The organism is Shewanella sp. ISS20 (genome assembly GCF_056522965.1).
The window spans coordinates 3296609-3310553 of record NZ_JAWRZK010000001.1 but is presented as its reverse complement, the minus strand read 5'-3'; the positions used below and the strand labels follow the sequence as shown (position 1 = coordinate 3310553).

Annotated in this window: 14 protein-coding genes; 11 read left to right on the top strand and 3 right to left on the bottom strand. The window is 45.4% G+C overall.

The window, feature by feature from the left end:
* Positions 1 to 111: 111 nt before the first annotated feature.
* The 3 genes from pdhR to ampD all read right to left on the bottom strand — a co-directional run bounded on the left by pdhR (position 112) and on the right by ampD (position 3025).
* Positions 112 to 864: a pyruvate dehydrogenase complex transcriptional repressor PdhR gene (gene pdhR / locus AC1HDP_RS15010; protein ID WP_140933974.1), complete on the bottom strand. Its 753-nt coding sequence runs from the start codon at positions 862 to 864 to the stop codon at positions 112 to 114.
* A gap of 555 nt (positions 865 to 1419) precedes the next feature.
* Positions 1420 to 2313 (bottom strand): beta-lactamase regulator AmpE, encoded by an 894-nt coding sequence (gene ampE, locus AC1HDP_RS15005; RefSeq protein WP_479639356.1) that lies wholly within the window; start codon positions 2311 to 2313, stop codon positions 1420 to 1422.
* Between the two features lie 82 nt (positions 2314 to 2395).
* Complete coding sequence (ampD, locus tag AC1HDP_RS15000; RefSeq protein ID WP_479639355.1) at positions 2396 to 3025, bottom strand: 1,6-anhydro-N-acetylmuramyl-L-alanine amidase AmpD; 630 nt, start codon at positions 3023 to 3025, stop codon at positions 2396 to 2398.
* Positions 3026 to 3259: 234 nt separating this feature from the next.
* On the opposite strand from ampD, the gene nadC reads away from it, so the two are divergent.
* The 11 genes from nadC (at position 3260) to AC1HDP_RS14945 (ending at position 13859) form a co-directional block, all read left to right on the top strand.
* Positions 3260 to 4138: a carboxylating nicotinate-nucleotide diphosphorylase gene (gene nadC, locus AC1HDP_RS14995; protein WP_479639354.1), complete on the top strand. Its 879-nt coding sequence runs from the start codon at positions 3260 to 3262 to the stop codon at positions 4136 to 4138.
* Between the two features lie 837 nt (positions 4139 to 4975).
* Positions 4976 to 5404 carry a type IV pilin protein gene (locus tag AC1HDP_RS14990; protein ID WP_479639902.1) on the top strand — a complete coding sequence of 143 codons (429 nt, stop codon included), beginning with the start codon at positions 4976 to 4978 and terminating at the stop codon, positions 5402 to 5404.
* Between the two features lie 15 nt (positions 5405 to 5419).
* A complete protein-coding gene (gene pilB / locus AC1HDP_RS14985) occupies positions 5420 to 7126 on the top strand; it encodes a type IV-A pilus assembly ATPase PilB (protein WP_479639353.1) in 1707 nt (568 codons plus the stop codon).
* Between the two features lie 59 nt (positions 7127 to 7185).
* The gene (locus AC1HDP_RS14980) at positions 7186 to 8448 is read left to right on the top strand and encodes a type II secretion system F family protein (protein WP_479639352.1); all 1263 of its coding nucleotides are present in this window, start codon (positions 7186 to 7188) and stop codon (positions 8446 to 8448) included.
* Between the two features lie 260 nt (positions 8449 to 8708).
* Complete coding sequence (locus AC1HDP_RS14975; RefSeq protein WP_479639351.1) at positions 8709 to 9638, top strand: prepilin peptidase; 930 nt, start codon at positions 8709 to 8711, stop codon at positions 9636 to 9638.
* Positions 9639 to 9645: 7 nt separating this feature from the next.
* Positions 9646 to 10251 (top strand): dephospho-CoA kinase, encoded by a 606-nt coding sequence (gene coaE, locus AC1HDP_RS14970; protein ID WP_479639350.1) that lies wholly within the window; start codon positions 9646 to 9648, stop codon positions 10249 to 10251.
* A 7-nt stretch (positions 10252 to 10258) separates the two neighbouring features.
* Positions 10259 to 10990, top strand: coding sequence for a cell division protein ZapD (gene zapD, locus AC1HDP_RS14965; protein ID WP_479639349.1), 732 nt, complete (start codon positions 10259 to 10261; stop codon positions 10988 to 10990).
* Positions 10991 to 11117: 127 nt separating this feature from the next.
* Positions 11118 to 11336, top strand: coding sequence for a DNA gyrase inhibitor YacG (gene yacG, locus AC1HDP_RS14960; RefSeq protein WP_479639348.1), 219 nt, complete (start codon positions 11118 to 11120; stop codon positions 11334 to 11336).
* On the top strand, positions 11333 to 11740 hold the full coding sequence (gene mutT / locus AC1HDP_RS14955) for an 8-oxo-dGTP diphosphatase MutT (protein WP_479639347.1): 408 nt from the start codon (positions 11333 to 11335) through the stop codon (positions 11738 to 11740). The genes yacG and mutT overlap by 4 nt, the downstream gene beginning before the upstream one ends.
* A 395-nt stretch (positions 11741 to 12135) precedes the next feature.
* Entirely contained in the window at positions 12136 to 13209 is a 1074-nt protein-coding gene (locus AC1HDP_RS14950; protein ID WP_479639346.1) for an amidohydrolase family protein, read from the top strand.
* Between the two features lie 26 nt (positions 13210 to 13235).
* Positions 13236 to 13859 (top strand): amidohydrolase family protein, encoded by a 624-nt coding sequence (locus tag AC1HDP_RS14945; protein ID WP_479639345.1) that lies wholly within the window; start codon positions 13236 to 13238, stop codon positions 13857 to 13859.
* The last annotated feature ends 86 nt before the right edge of the window (positions 13860 to 13945 follow it).

Below are 13945 nucleotides of genomic sequence, written 5' to 3'. Positions count from 1 at the left end.
CCTTCCCTATACAAAATAAAATTGAATATTCGGATGCGTTTGGCAAGTCATTACTGCCAAACACCTTTAAAGGGCATCGTTCCGGCTGCGTTATTCAGCGCTGGATTACGATTATTCGCCACGTTTTAATCGGCGCAGACTACGCTGCAACCGGCTGTCTTCATCCCTGACGGCTAACATGACTTCTTCGATATAACTTAAATGTTCATTCGAAGCTTCGCGCGCGCCCTCAGGGTCGCGGCGAACAATCGCGGCCAAAAGCGCGCGTCTGTGATCATTAGCCATAGTGGAAGCATCTTCTCGACGGCTCAGAAGCTCCAAATTCTCTGCCACATTGTTATGCAGCACAGGGGTTAAACTTAATACTAGATGTAACATAGCCACATTGTGAGAGGCCTCGGCAATGGCGCGATAAAAACGCACTATTGCATGGGATTGCGCCTCAATGCCTTTAGCTGTTTCAACTTCAAGGATCATTTTTTTAATGTGCTGCATGTCAGCATCAGTGCCGCGCAGTGCGGCAAAATAGGCCATCATGCCTTCAGTAGCATGACGAAATTCGAGTAAGTCATACTGACTTTCTCTATCATTTTGCATCAGTTCAACGATAGGATCGGCAAGGCTTTGCCAGAGCTGTTCTTTAACGTAAGTGCCACCACCTTGACGGCGCAGCAGCAATCCTTTGGCTTCCAGCTTTTGAATCGCTTCTCTTAATGAAGGACGAGAAACTTCAAATTGAATTGCCAGTTCGCGCTCTGCCGGTAGTTTTTGACCCGGTTGCAAACTGCCTTCCAAGATCATGCGTTCAAGATGTTGCATAATCACATCGGAAATTTTCGGCTGGTTTATTTTACTATAAGCCATCATTGGCCCTCAGCTCTGTTGTCAATTGGTCTTACCAATTTAAATGAGTGAGCGCACTTTATCAAATCACACATATCCTGTCCACAAAGTGATTCAGATCAATTGCAGTTTATTTTTGTGAGCGCGCCCCAAAAAGACATAAACAAAATAACGAAATCAATGCTAACTTGATTCAAATCAATGCTTGCACAAAAATAGACTAAAAACATGCGCTTGGTGCACAGCATTTATCCAACCAAATAAATTCCCTTTAATAATCAGCCTTAAAATCTAGCATTTATGCCTAAGTTCGCACAGTTTTGTTAGCCTATTATCCAAATTGGCATGCGCACTAATTGCCTCACTAGCACCGAGCACCACCCAAAATCGTTCAATAACCCACCAAAAAATGCTAATTACGCCCCATTTTTTGGCTGGGATTTATTCTGCAGCAAAAATCCGATTGCCTTAATCGATCTAACGCACAGTTTTTAGAATATCAGTAATCTGGCAAAAAAAAACCGCAGCGCTTACGCTGCGGATTGCTCACTAAGTGATTGTTATTAAGCCAGATATCTAGTTAACCACCCCAAAAATCGTTAGCAAAGATAACACCACTACTAACAAGATAAAGTTGCGTTTACTCAACGCAAGCATAGCTAAAGTAGGTTCGAGCTCTAAACAACTGGCATCTTGATGATCACTTTCCGTTGTTTGCTCATCATCTTCCACCTCATTAAACGCTAACACTTGCGCTGCCATGGCAGTTTCAGCCACTAACTGCCGCGCACTGACTTTAGGGTTGATCACTAACTGGCGCCATACACTAAAGCCGCGATTAAATTCACCGCACAAAGAGAAGCCAAAAGAAAACAGGCGGCTAGGCAACCAATCCAGCACAAATAACAGCTGCGCCACTAAAGGTAAATTAAGCTGGCGTCGGCGGCGCTGCTCGTCATAAAAACGTACAGTGCAATAAAACACTGCGCCCACTGGCCCTAAGAAAATAAAGAATAAAGCAATGGCACCATAAAAACGGTAATTGATCCAAGCAACGCTCTGCCCCACCTTTAAGCCGAGATCGCGACTATTAATGGCATCTAAGCATTCGCTGCAATCTAATTGGCCCGCATAGTGATAACAAGCTTGTATATCACTGCGGCAAGCCGCTTGAATATAACGCTTAAATATTTGGCGTTGATCTAAATGGCTAAAACATAAAATCGCCACCAGCACCCACAAGGTTAACGATAGTGCGCCCCAAAACATGCCTTGCACGGCATAGAGCAGCAAAGCCACAGTCACACTTGGCAGCACTAAGGCTAATGCCAACACCCCCAAATTACGCACTTGTTTATCACCAAACAAGGACAAATGATACCGATTAAATAACCTGTCTAATTGCAGCGATAAAGGCAGCACCTTGAAACGCTCGACCAAGATAGCAACCAAAAAAGAAAACAGAGCCATGATATATCCTTGAATTATTGTGTCATGAGCTTAAGCAACACTAGGCTCAAGCTCGCAAAGCATCCATTAGCCCATAGTATCACTATCTTGACGCTTGCAAGCCTTGTCGGTAGCCAATCCAATCAAAACTGGCACCTGGATCATATTTACGCCCTGGCGCAATATCGCTGTGGCCACAAATTCTATCCACAGTTATTTTTGGATAAGCTACTGTTATGTCATTAGTTAATTTAATTAGTTGTCGATATTGCGCCGCGGTATAAGCAGTCTCCCCCGTGCCTTCAAGCTCAATACCTATGGCAAAATCGTTACAATTGTCACGGCCACCGAAACAAGACAAACCTGCATGCCAAGCTCTGTCATCGCAGCTCACGTATTGAATAAGCTCACCATCACGGCGAATAAAAAAATGGGCTGACACTTCAAGGCCGTTTAGCTCGGCAAAGCTTGGGTGGGCATTGCAATCTAAGGCTCCCATAAATAAGTCATCGACAAAATGCCCGCCAAATTCCCCTGCAGGCAGGCTAATGTGATGAATGACTAATAAGCTCACTTCACTTAAGTTCACCTGCCCTAAGCTCACGTTACCTAAGCTCACGTCACCTTGCGGGCGCGCATTAAAAAACGGCGATGCGCGTTTACTGGCCGCTAAATACCAACCGTCTTGCCAAAGTAACCCAAGAGTTACTGCATTTTTTTTGTGATTAATCATTAAGGCTGACTCCAATGCCCTTAGCGGCTATTACTAGCCTGTTCTGCGCTATTAGCGCCACACACTGCGCCTATAGTAAAACAAATATGGTTAGATATGTTTAAGAAGATGCAGCAGTAAATCAAACATGGCGAACGCATTAAATGCTGAAGTTTGGCCACCCGCAATCTAGCTCACACTTTGGCATTTATGCTACTCTCTAGCCAATTTCGAGTTGTTACTAGGATCCTGAACATGTTGGAAAATGATATTCGCCTTAGCGTTAAACAGGCGCTCGATGAAGATTTAGGCTTAGCCGCTCATCTTGGCAGCGATAACCCACTGGATCACGATATTACCGCCCAATTAATCCCTGCTGATAAGTACGCTGAAGCCACTTTAATTACCCGTGAAGATGGCGTGTTTTGCGGTAAAGCGTGGGCCGAGCAAGTGTTTAATCAACTAGGCGGCGATGTTGCGCTGCACTGGCATGTGGATGATGGTGATTTAGTCATCGCCAACCAAGTGCTATGCGAATTCAGCGGTCCAGCACGCGCGATTTTAACCGGCGAGCGCACCGCTATGAACTTTATTCAAACCTTAAGCGGCGTTGCTAGCTTAACTAAGCGTTATGTCGATAAATTAAGCGGCACTCATACCCGCTTACTTGATACCCGTAAAACCATACCAGGTCTTAGAACCGCGCAAAAATATGCAGTGACCTGCGGCGGCGGTAAAAACCATAGAATCGGTTTATTTGATGCTTTCCTGATTAAAGAGAACCACATCATGGCTTACGGCGGCATTGCCGCGGCGATTAAAGCGGCGCGCACAGTTGATGCCACTAAGCCTGTGGAAGTCGAAGTGGAAAACTTAGATGAGCTCACGCAAGCCCTAAACGGCGGCGCTGACATTATCATGCTCGATAATTTTGAAGTGAGCCAAATGCTTGATGCTGTGGCTATCAATCAAGGCTTTATCGCCCAAGGGCAACACACTAAGCTTGAAGTGTCAGGCAATGTTACCTTAGATACCATTACAGCTTATGCCAATACTGGGGTGGATTTTATCTCGGTCGGTGCGCTCACTAAGCATGTGCGCGCCCTTGACTTATCACTGCGCCTAAAAAGCTAAGCTCTAGCTGAAACTGAGTTCAATCTAAAACTAAGCTCTATTTAAAAGCCAAGCCAAATAAACGCCAGAGCAAGAAAATTAGCTAAATTAACTCGTCAGTTACCTGTTAACTGGCGAGATCATTTATAAAGTAACTCACCTTCACCCACCTTTGCCCAGCCAAAAATTCAATCCACTCGCTTTACGGGAACTTCCGCCCAAACTCAAAAAAAACTCACATTTTCGCGTCAGTCAATAGTTTGACTGCGTCAATCTTATTGTCGTTACTTGTCTTGCCGCCAAAGGGTTGGCGCAAATTTGACCGCTTAAGTAAATTTTTAAAGAGATACATCAATTTAGCGCAAAATTAACAAAACAAACGATTCCATTTGCGCCACAATTATACTAACGTATTACATGTAAGCCTTAATGCTATTAACAATCACCAAAGTTAATAACAGATAGAGCAAGCCTAGCGATTGCAGCTAAGCTTATTCTGTTTGAGTTAAGCAAGAATGCAGATGGAACTGACTAAAACAACAAGGTTTGGACACGCATAACCGCGAATTTAGCTAACTAGCTAAATTCGCAATGTGCGCTGAATGTAATACAAGCCCCTCACTCCACGCAATTATGCCAACAGCTACATTGCCACGAGTGCTAGTTCCCCATCTTCAGCCTTGCGCGATCGCGCACTCTTTAAGTTTTACAGTAAATTAATCTAATAAAATAGGATAACTCAATGGTCACTTATCTATGATTTATGACCATTTTTGAGGGAAGCCAGCTAAGGCGCAACCCACAAGGACATCAGGGCAACACCCTGCACTTTTATTAATGGAGTCACACATGAAAGCGATTAACAAAACTAAGGGTTTTACCCTGATCGAACTGATGATAGTAGTAGCCATTATCGGTATTCTGGCCGCCATCGCGCTGCCCGCGTATAAAGACTATGTCACAAGTGCGGAAGGTAGTGCAGCAATGAAAGGCATTACCGCTTACGCCCAAAAAATCCAAGCTTGTCACCAAACAGCTATTGGCTGCGAAGGCATTAAAGATGAAGTTGCAAAAAATAAAAAATTTACAGCTCTAACGGCTGAACCTGCAAAAGATGCCGCGATGGATTTGGTGTGGACTGAATCGAAATGCATCTTAAAAGCTGAGTTTGATGGTGCAGGTGGGGTAACCTTTAAAATGGATAAAACTTCTGCCGCCACCGATGATGATTTACCCAATTGTAATAAAGGCGCAGGCTTACCACCACCAGCAGCAGCAGCAGGCTAACCAGAAGCATAATCTATGTCTACCACTAGCCTACATTTAGGGTTATCGACCCTCTTCATTAAACAAGGGCTGCTCACCACTGAGCAGCTAAATGCGGCTATTGGTCAGTCAAAAAGCCGCCGCCAGAGCTTAGTTACCACTCTGGTGGCGGATAATATTATCTCCGCTAAAACCATTTCCGAGCTTTGCTATCAAGAATACGGCACGCCGCTGCTTGATTTAGCCGAGTTTGATTTAAGCTTAATTCCAGAAAAATTTCTTAATAAAAAACTGATTGAAAAACACCGCTGCCTGCCGCTGTTTGAGCGTGGTAAGCGCCTGTATATCGCCACCTCTGACCCTACTAATTTTAATGCCCTCGAAGATTTTCAATTTAGCGCCGGCCTGCACGCAGAACCCATATTAGTAGAAGAAGATAAGCTCGCTAAAGCCCTTGAAAAGGTGCTTGAAGATGATTTATCTAGCCTAGATTTTGGCAATATGGATGAATCGGCCTTGGCCGATATGGAAGTGCAAGATACCAGTAACAACCTTGATGATATTAAGGATGAGGCCGATGAAGCGCCTATCGTCATGTATATCAATAAGATTCTGACCGATGCCATTCGAAAAGGGGCGTCTGATTTACATTTTGAACCTTATGAAAAACGCTACCGCGTGCGCTTTCGTATTGATGGTATCTTGCATCAAGTATCAGAACCGCCGATTAACTTAAGCAATAGAATTTCGGCGCGCTTAAAGGTCATGGCCAAACTTGATATTGCTGAGCGCCGAGTGCCACAAGATGGCCGCATTAAAATGAAATTATCGCGCACCAAAAGCATAGATTTTCGAGTATCTAGCCTCCCGACCCTGTGGGGCGAGAAAATCGTAATGCGTATTTTAGACTCCTCTTCTGCGCAGCTTGGTATTGAAAAACTCGGTTATGAGCCCGAGCAGCAAGCCTTATATATGGAAATGCTAGCCAAACCTCAGGGCATGATTTTAGTGACAGGCCCCACTGGTTCTGGCAAAACCGTATCCCTTTATACTGGCCTTAATATTCTTAATACCACAGAGCGCAATATTTCTACCGCCGAAGATCCGGTAGAAATTAACTTAGAAGGCGTCAATCAAGTTCATATTAATTTAAAGGCGGGGTTAACCTTTGCGTCCGCCTTGCGCTCATTCTTGCGCCAAGATCCAGATGTGGTGATGGTAGGTGAAATTCGTGACTTAGAAACCGCTGAAATTGCCATTAAAGCCGCGCAAACCGGTCACTTAGTATTAAGCACCTTACATACCAACTCGGCTTCCGAAACCTTAACCCGCTTAATCAACATGGGCGTGCCGGGTTACAACATAGCGAGCTCTGTCAATTTAATTATTGCTCAGCGCTTAGCCCGTAGGCTCTGCCCCCATTGCCGCGAGCCAGAAGATGTACCGCAACATGAATTGCTGCGCTTAGGCTTTAGTGAAGAGCAAATTGGCCACGGTTTTACCCTCTATAAGCCAGTGGGCTGCGATGCTTGCGCTGGCGGATACAAAGGGCGAGTAGGTATTTATGAAACCCTAAAGATGAGTGATGAGATATCGCGCATCATTATGGAAGGCGGTAATTCCCTACAAATCAATGACGTTGCTAAGCGGCAGGGCATGAATGATTTGCGCCAATCAGGATTATTAAAAGTGATTCAAGGCATGACCAGCTTGGCAGAAATTAACCGCGTCACTAGTTTTTAAGTACGCTTAAGCTTTTTAAGCCGTGTTATTTAACATTCAAGCATGCCCAAGAGGTTCGAATGGCTAGCTCACTTGCCAAAAGCAAAAAATCCAGCGACAAAGCCGTTAAAGCTCAACCTAAGGTATTTACCTTTGCTTGGAAAGGCATAAATCGCGACGGTAAACGCACCAGCGGTGAGCTCAAGGGCACAAGTAACGCTGAAGTGAAAGCCATACTGAAGACACAAGGCATCACCACTAAATCGATTAACAAAAAGTCGGCACCATTATTTAAAAGTGAGAAGAAAATAACGGCCATGGATATTGCCATGGTCACTCGCCAAATCGCAACCATGTTAGCCGCCGGCGTGCCGATTGTGACTACCTTAGAGCTATTGGGGCGTGGTCATGAAAAAGCTAAAATGCGCGAATTACTAGCCAATATTATTAACGATTTAAAAACCGGTATTCCACTTTCTGACTCGATTCGCCCATATCGCCAGTATTTTGATGCGCTTTATGTCGACCTAGTGGCGGCAGGCGAGCATTCCGGCGCCCTTGAGCAAGTGTTTGACCGCATTGCCCTTTATAAAGAAAAAGCCGAAGCCTTAAAATCAAAAATTAAAAAGGCCATGTTCTACCCTGCGGCTGTGGTAGTGGTCGCGATTGGCGTCACCACCTTATTATTGCTCATGGTAGTGCCCCAGTTTCAAGAAATTTTTAATGGCTTTGGCGCCGAACTACCGGCTTTTACCCAATTTATTATTGCCATTTCTGAAGCGCTGCAAGCCTCGTGGCACTACTTTGCCGGCGGCATTATTATTGGCATCTGGCTATTTAAACGCGCCCATCATAACTCGCAATTATTTCGCGATCGCGTCGATGAAATGGTACTCAAAATCCCCGCCATAGGTGATATTTTGCATAAAGCAGCGATGGCACGTTTTGCCCGCACCTTAGCCACCACGTTTGCCGCGGGCGTACCGTTAATTGATGGTCTTCAAAGTGCTGCCGGCGCCTCAGGCAATGCCGTATACCGCCAGGCTTTACTAAAGGTCCGCCAAGAAGTGATGGCCGGTATGCAGATGAACGTTGCCATGCAAACCACTAAATTATTCCCTGACATGCTGATCCAAATGGTGATGATAGGTGAAGAGTCGGGATCCCTTGATAACATGCTCAACAAGGTCGCCAATATCTATGAGATGCAAGTGGATGATGCCGTTGATGGCTTATCGAGCTTAATTGAACCTATCATGATGGTGGTAATTGGTACCTTAGTTGGCGGCCTGATTGTAGGTATGTACTTACCTATCTTTGAAATGGGTAAAGTGGTTAGTTAAGAATGGTTGGCGACTAATGAATGGCTACGATAAGCCCCAATTAAGCCCATTATCCGGCTTAGGGATTGTAGCCTATCAACTAGCGCATTAATTAGCCCATAAATTAACGTTCCAAGCCAGCAGAATCGCGGTAACATAGCTTAATAGCCAAAAGAATAAACCATTAATGATTAAGCCCTTTATCACTAAGGGCTTAGTTGTTTATAAGTCCTTCATCCAGACGCCCGCATCTATTGGGCTTACAGCCAAAGAATAACTTTATGACCGAATTTATCACCTTAATGGACTCCCAGCCTTGGCTGTTTTACAGCCTAAGTTTTATCTTTGCCGCCACCATAGGCAGTTTTCTTAATGTGGTTATCCATCGCCTGCCGATTATGATGAAGCGCGAATGGCAGCAAGAATGCCATGATTACCTTGAGCATAACGAAAATATTAAGCTAGACCCTAAGCAACTAAAACCTATCTTAAGCGCCTTAAAAGCGCCGCAAGATGGCTACCCCGCTAAATACAATTTAATAGTGCCAGGTTCGGCCTGCCCTAAGTGCCACACCGCCATTAAGCCTTGGCAAAATATCCCTGTGCTTGGTTGGTTGTTATTAAAAGGCAAGTGCGGCCATTGCAGCACACCAATTTCTAGTCGCTACCCGTTAGTGGAAGCTTTAACCGGATTATTAGTGACTGTGCTCGCTTGGCATTTTGGCGCCACTAGCGCTTTTGCTTGGGCAAGTTTATTAACCTTTGGCTTGGTTGCCATGACTTGGATAGATTTTGATGAGATGCTACTGCCTGATCAACTCACGCTGCCACTATTGTGGTTAGGGCTGCTACTTAATCTTAATGGTCTTTATACCGACATTTACTCAGCCGTGATTGGCGCCATGGCAGGGTATTTAAGTTTATGGTCAGTATTTTGGGGCTTTAAATTGCTCACAGGCAAAGAAGGCATGGGCTACGGTGATTTTAAGCTAATGGCGCTGTTTGGCGCTTGGCTTGGCTGGCAAATGCTGCCGTTAATTATCTTATTATCATCGGTTTTAGGCGCCGTTATTGGCATAGGTTTAATGCTAAGTAAACGCATGGAGCAAGGTAGCCCTATGCCGTTTGGCCCTTATATTGCGCTCGCAGGTTGGATAGCCCTACTGTTTGGTGAATCTATTACTCAGTGGTATTTAGCAAGCTTAGCGTAGAGGATTTATGAGCCAGATGATTATCGGTCTTACCGGCGGCATAGGTAGTGGCAAAACCACAGTCGCCAATATATTTGCAAGTTTTGGCATTGATTTAATTGATGCCGATATTGTGGCGCGTGAAATAGTGGATATAGGCTCTGCTGGCCTTAAGGCAATTGCTGCCCACTTTGGCGCAGATATTTTAGATGACAGCGGCGCGCTTAATCGCAGCCGCTTACGAGAACTGATATTTAGTGAGCCCGAGCAAAGGCTGTGGCTGAACAGTTTACTGCACCCACTTATCCGCGAAGAGATGCTCAAGCAAACCAACACAGCAACATCTAGCTACGTGATTTGGGTCGTGCCCTTGCTATTTGAAAACGGCTTAGATAGCTTAGTTAATCGCAGCTTATTGGTCGATGTTGAGCCTTCGCAGCAAATTGCCCGAACAACTGCGCGCGACCAAGTAACCAGCGAGCAAGTGCAAAACATCATCAATAGCCAGATGGCACGCGCCGATAAACTTAAAATGGCCGATGATGTAATCAATAATAATCAAAATGTTGTAGCGCTTAAAGCCAGAGTGGCCGCGCTTCACCAACACTACTTAACGCTAGCTAGCAAGGCTTAAACCGCTTATGACCATTATTTTTGAACAGCCGCTTAACGAAAAAATGCGCAGTTACTTGCGCTTAGATTACTTAGCCGAGCAGCTTAAGCTGAGCTTAGATAATGATCATCAGCATCAAGGATTTTTACCGCTATTTTCCTTATGCGAACTCACAGAGCGCTGCGATTATCGCAGCGATGTGATTAAGGATATTGATAAGCACCTTGCGGCGATTTATGAGTGGAACCAGTATGCCGACATAGACAACAGCGAACTCGCAAGCTTTGCCGCTGATTTAACCTTAGCCCGCGAGCAGCTACAAAAGCCTGAGCGTTTAGGCAGCTTTTTAAAACAAGACAAGTTTTTAGCCGCGCTTAAACAAAGACTTAGCATGCCTGGGGCAAGCTGTAACTTTGACTTACCTCAGTTGCACTTTTGGCTCGCCAAAAGCTGGCCACAGCGCCAGCAAGAGTATCAAGCTTGGTGCCAACACTTTTGGCCACTGCTCACCCCTATTCGCATCATGCTGACCTTAAGTCGCGCCAATGCGCAGTTTGTGCCGCACCTTGCCAACCGAGGCTTTTATCAAGAACAAAGCCAAGGGGAGCTGAATTTACTGCGCGTGCGCGTACCAGCCAATGTAAATTGTTACCCGACTATTAGTGGCCTGCGCAATCGCTTCTCTATCCATTTTGTCGACTTTAGCAGCCAAAAACACACAGATGCCGATATCGCTTTTGATGTCGCCTATTGCCGCTAACTTAGTAACTTAGTCAGCTGGCCGCCAATCTAACTTAACCGCGATTGCGCCCAAGTTCATCAGCAGACAGATTGCACTCGCAACATGAGCTGATACACTAGCGCCATTTACCTTAGGCGCAAATGTTATGACACTCACAGTTAAGTGCCCCACCTGCCAAACCTTAGTCCCGTGGAATAGCGATAGCCTGTTCCGCCCCTTTTGCAGCGAAAGATGCAAGCTTATCGATTTAGGCGAATGGGCCAGCGAAAGCTACGCTATCCCAGTTAAGCAAGAGTTTGATATCGATGCCTTAGATGACGTTGGTTATGATGATGGCGACTTTTTCAAACAGGATGATAAATGAGTCAACGCGTACATGTTGCCGTCGGCGTCATTATTAACGACCGCGGCCAAGTGTTACTGGCCAAGCGGCCAGCACACTTACATCAAGGCGGTAAATGGGAGTTTCCGGGCGGTAAAGTTGAAGCACTTGAACAAGTAACCGATGCCTTAGTGCGCGAGCTGGCTGAAGAAGTGAATCTCACCGTGCATGCCAGCACGCCGTTTATGCTGCAAAGTTTTGATTACTCAGATAAACAAGTGCTATTAGATATTCACTTGATTAGCGATTTTAGTGGCGATGCCATTGGGCTTGAAGGCCAAGAAGTGCGCTGGGTAAACCAAGCTGAATTACCAAGCTTTGATTTTCCTGCCGCCAATCAAGCCATAGTAGAAAAACTGCTAGAGCCATTAGCCATTAGCCATTAGCCATTAGCCATTAGCCATTAGCATTCAAAATAATCGCTGCAATACCGCCAAGATAGCAATCTCACTGTCCTTGGCGGTAACCTCTCATATTTAGCTGAGCCGCTGTAACCAGTAGCAAAAATTGACATCCATTAGCCGTAAACAACTTTAACCTACTTGAGTTAATAGCATACAATCAACCAATCCTTCGCCAATAATCCTCTAGCCATACTGCGGCGGCATTCGTTGAATGCCAGCTAATACTCAATCAGTAAATCCACCAAAACTGCATTCTTGCTATTCCAATCTTGTGATACTCACTATTTTTCCTTGTGGATTGTCTCGCGCTAGCATTAGCTCATACCAGCCTTGCTGTTTATAGGCAATAAGATTACGAACTATTACCGGGAGAAACTATGAAGAAGGCATACAGCTTAGCATTGCTCGCAAGCGTGACTATGAGCGCGCATGTACCAAGCGCTCAAACCCCATCGGTACAAGAACAGACGGTGCAAGAGCAGCAATCGCATGATAAGGCAAGCGCCGACATGATTATCACTAACGCCAAGATTTATGGCTTTGATGAGGCTGATACTATTGCCATTGCTGCTGGCAAGATTGTCTTTGTTGGCCATGAAGATGAAGTAGATGAGTATCACACTAGCGCTACTGAGGTGATAGATATTGAGCAAGCCTTTGTCATGCGAGGCTTTATTGATCATCACAACCATGTGTTTGAAGCAGCATCGCCAGCAGGCAGCAACTGCGAGCTCAACATCAGTGCCGCGCTCACAGAGCAAATTGCCTATTTAACAGCATGTCGTAAGCAAGCGACTCCAAACGCTTGGGTGATGGGTTATGGCTTTTCACTGGACGCGATTTTAAATGACGCTAATAGCACTACGCCGCTGGCCGTTATTGATAGCATTTTTCCCGACCAGCCCGTCATCATCATGGAGCAAACATCTCACTCCATGTGGGTTAACTCAGTTGCGCTGAAACGCGCTGGCATCACTAAAAATCCCCCTGAGCCACAAGGCGGCAAAATTCTTAAAGATGAACACGGCGAGCTTAATGGCATCTTATTTGATTACGCTGGCGACATAGTGATGGAGATGGCATGGAACAGCCTCAATGATCAGTTTAATCAAAGCTATGACGGCTTAATGACCGGCCTTGCCGAAGCCGCCGCCCATGGAATTACTACCATAGGCGATGGCCGCATGTATTGGAAACGCGGCTGGTTTGAAGTATGGCAACAAGCTGAGAAAGACGGTGACTTAACTGCGCGCGTCTCTTTACGGCCATGGATTTACCCAACCTATGCGATGGCGCCGCAATTAGCCTATTTAAAGAAAATCCAACCCAGTGATAAGTCGCGCTTACTACTGATAAACCAAGCCAAAATGTATAGCGATGGTATTTTCATTAACGGCACAGCTAAAACTTTGGCTCCGTATTTAGAGACTTATATCCCAGATGAGCCCTAGGCATCAATTACATTGCGCCCAAGCAAATGACCACTTGGCTCGATAAGCTCAATCAGATTGGTTATAGCGCGCATATTCATGCCATTGGTGATGGTGCGGTGCGTGAGTCATTGAATGCTATCGAATATGTCCGCAGCCTTGGCTCGCAGCAAGCTTATAGCTTACCCCATGTAGAATTAGTGGATGCCAAAGACGTGCCGCGTTTTGCCAAGCTCGATGTGACCGCAGATTTTCAGGTAGGCTCAGATTACGTGGCCAATCACGACCATCCATGGGCATTGGCGTTTCTTGGCAGCGAGCGCACCCACGCCATGATGAACTTAAAACCTATCTTTAATTCAGGCGCTAACATCACTTTAAGTAGCGACTGGAATGTGCATGATATCAACCCATTAGTCGGCATAGCTAACAGCCTTAACATGGGAAGTGCTGGCCTTAGCAATATTGATGCCGCCATAGATGCTTATACCATCAATGCCGCCGCAAGCTTAGGCATTAGCGATATTACTGGCTCAATTAAGGTAGGGAAATCGGCAGACTTAGTGATCTTAGCGCAAGACATTACCCGCCTACCTATCAATGCCATTGCTAACACTGAAATCTTAATGACCTTGCTGCAAGGCGAAGTGGTTTTTGATGCCGATGAATAGCCAGCGCTCAGCTAAACGGTAAACCCATCAGTGAACACCAGCAGCAACCACATGCCGTCAACGCTTTGAGCGGCATGGTTAGTTAA

What these genes read in the sequence shown, in the direction of transcription:
- nadC (WP_479639354.1), top strand. Translation starts at nt 3,260, where the DNA reads ATGTTGGAAAATGATATTCGCCTTAGCGTTAAACAGGCGCTCGATGAA.
- pilB (WP_479639353.1), top strand. Translation starts at nt 5,420, where the DNA reads ATGTCTACCACTAGCCTACATTTAGGGTTATCGACCCTCTTCATTAAA.
- coaE (WP_479639350.1), top strand. Translation starts at nt 9,646, where the DNA reads ATGAGCCAGATGATTATCGGTCTTACCGGCGGCATAGGTAGTGGCAAA.
- yacG (WP_479639348.1), top strand. Translation starts at nt 11,118, where the DNA reads ATGACACTCACAGTTAAGTGCCCCACCTGCCAAACCTTAGTCCCGTGG.
- AC1HDP_RS14980 (WP_479639352.1), top strand. Translation starts at nt 7,186, where the DNA reads ATGGCTAGCTCACTTGCCAAAAGCAAAAAATCCAGCGACAAAGCCGTT.
- AC1HDP_RS14975 (WP_479639351.1), top strand. Translation starts at nt 8,709, where the DNA reads ATGACCGAATTTATCACCTTAATGGACTCCCAGCCTTGGCTGTTTTAC.
- mutT (WP_479639347.1), top strand. Translation starts at nt 11,333, where the DNA reads ATGAGTCAACGCGTACATGTTGCCGTCGGCGTCATTATTAACGACCGC.
- AC1HDP_RS14950 (WP_479639346.1), top strand. Translation starts at nt 12,136, where the DNA reads ATGAAGAAGGCATACAGCTTAGCATTGCTCGCAAGCGTGACTATGAGC.
- pdhR (WP_140933974.1), bottom strand. Translation starts at nt 864, where the DNA reads ATGGCTTATAGTAAAATAAACCAGCCGAAAATTTCCGATGTGATTATG.
- zapD (WP_479639349.1), top strand. Translation starts at nt 10,259, where the DNA reads ATGACCATTATTTTTGAACAGCCGCTTAACGAAAAAATGCGCAGTTAC.
- ampD (WP_479639355.1), bottom strand. Translation starts at nt 3,025, where the DNA reads ATGATTAATCACAAAAAAAATGCAGTAACTCTTGGGTTACTTTGGCAA.
- AC1HDP_RS14945 (WP_479639345.1), top strand. Translation starts at nt 13,236, where the DNA reads ATGACCACTTGGCTCGATAAGCTCAATCAGATTGGTTATAGCGCGCAT.
- ampE (WP_479639356.1), bottom strand. Translation starts at nt 2,313, where the DNA reads ATGGCTCTGTTTTCTTTTTTGGTTGCTATCTTGGTCGAGCGTTTCAAG.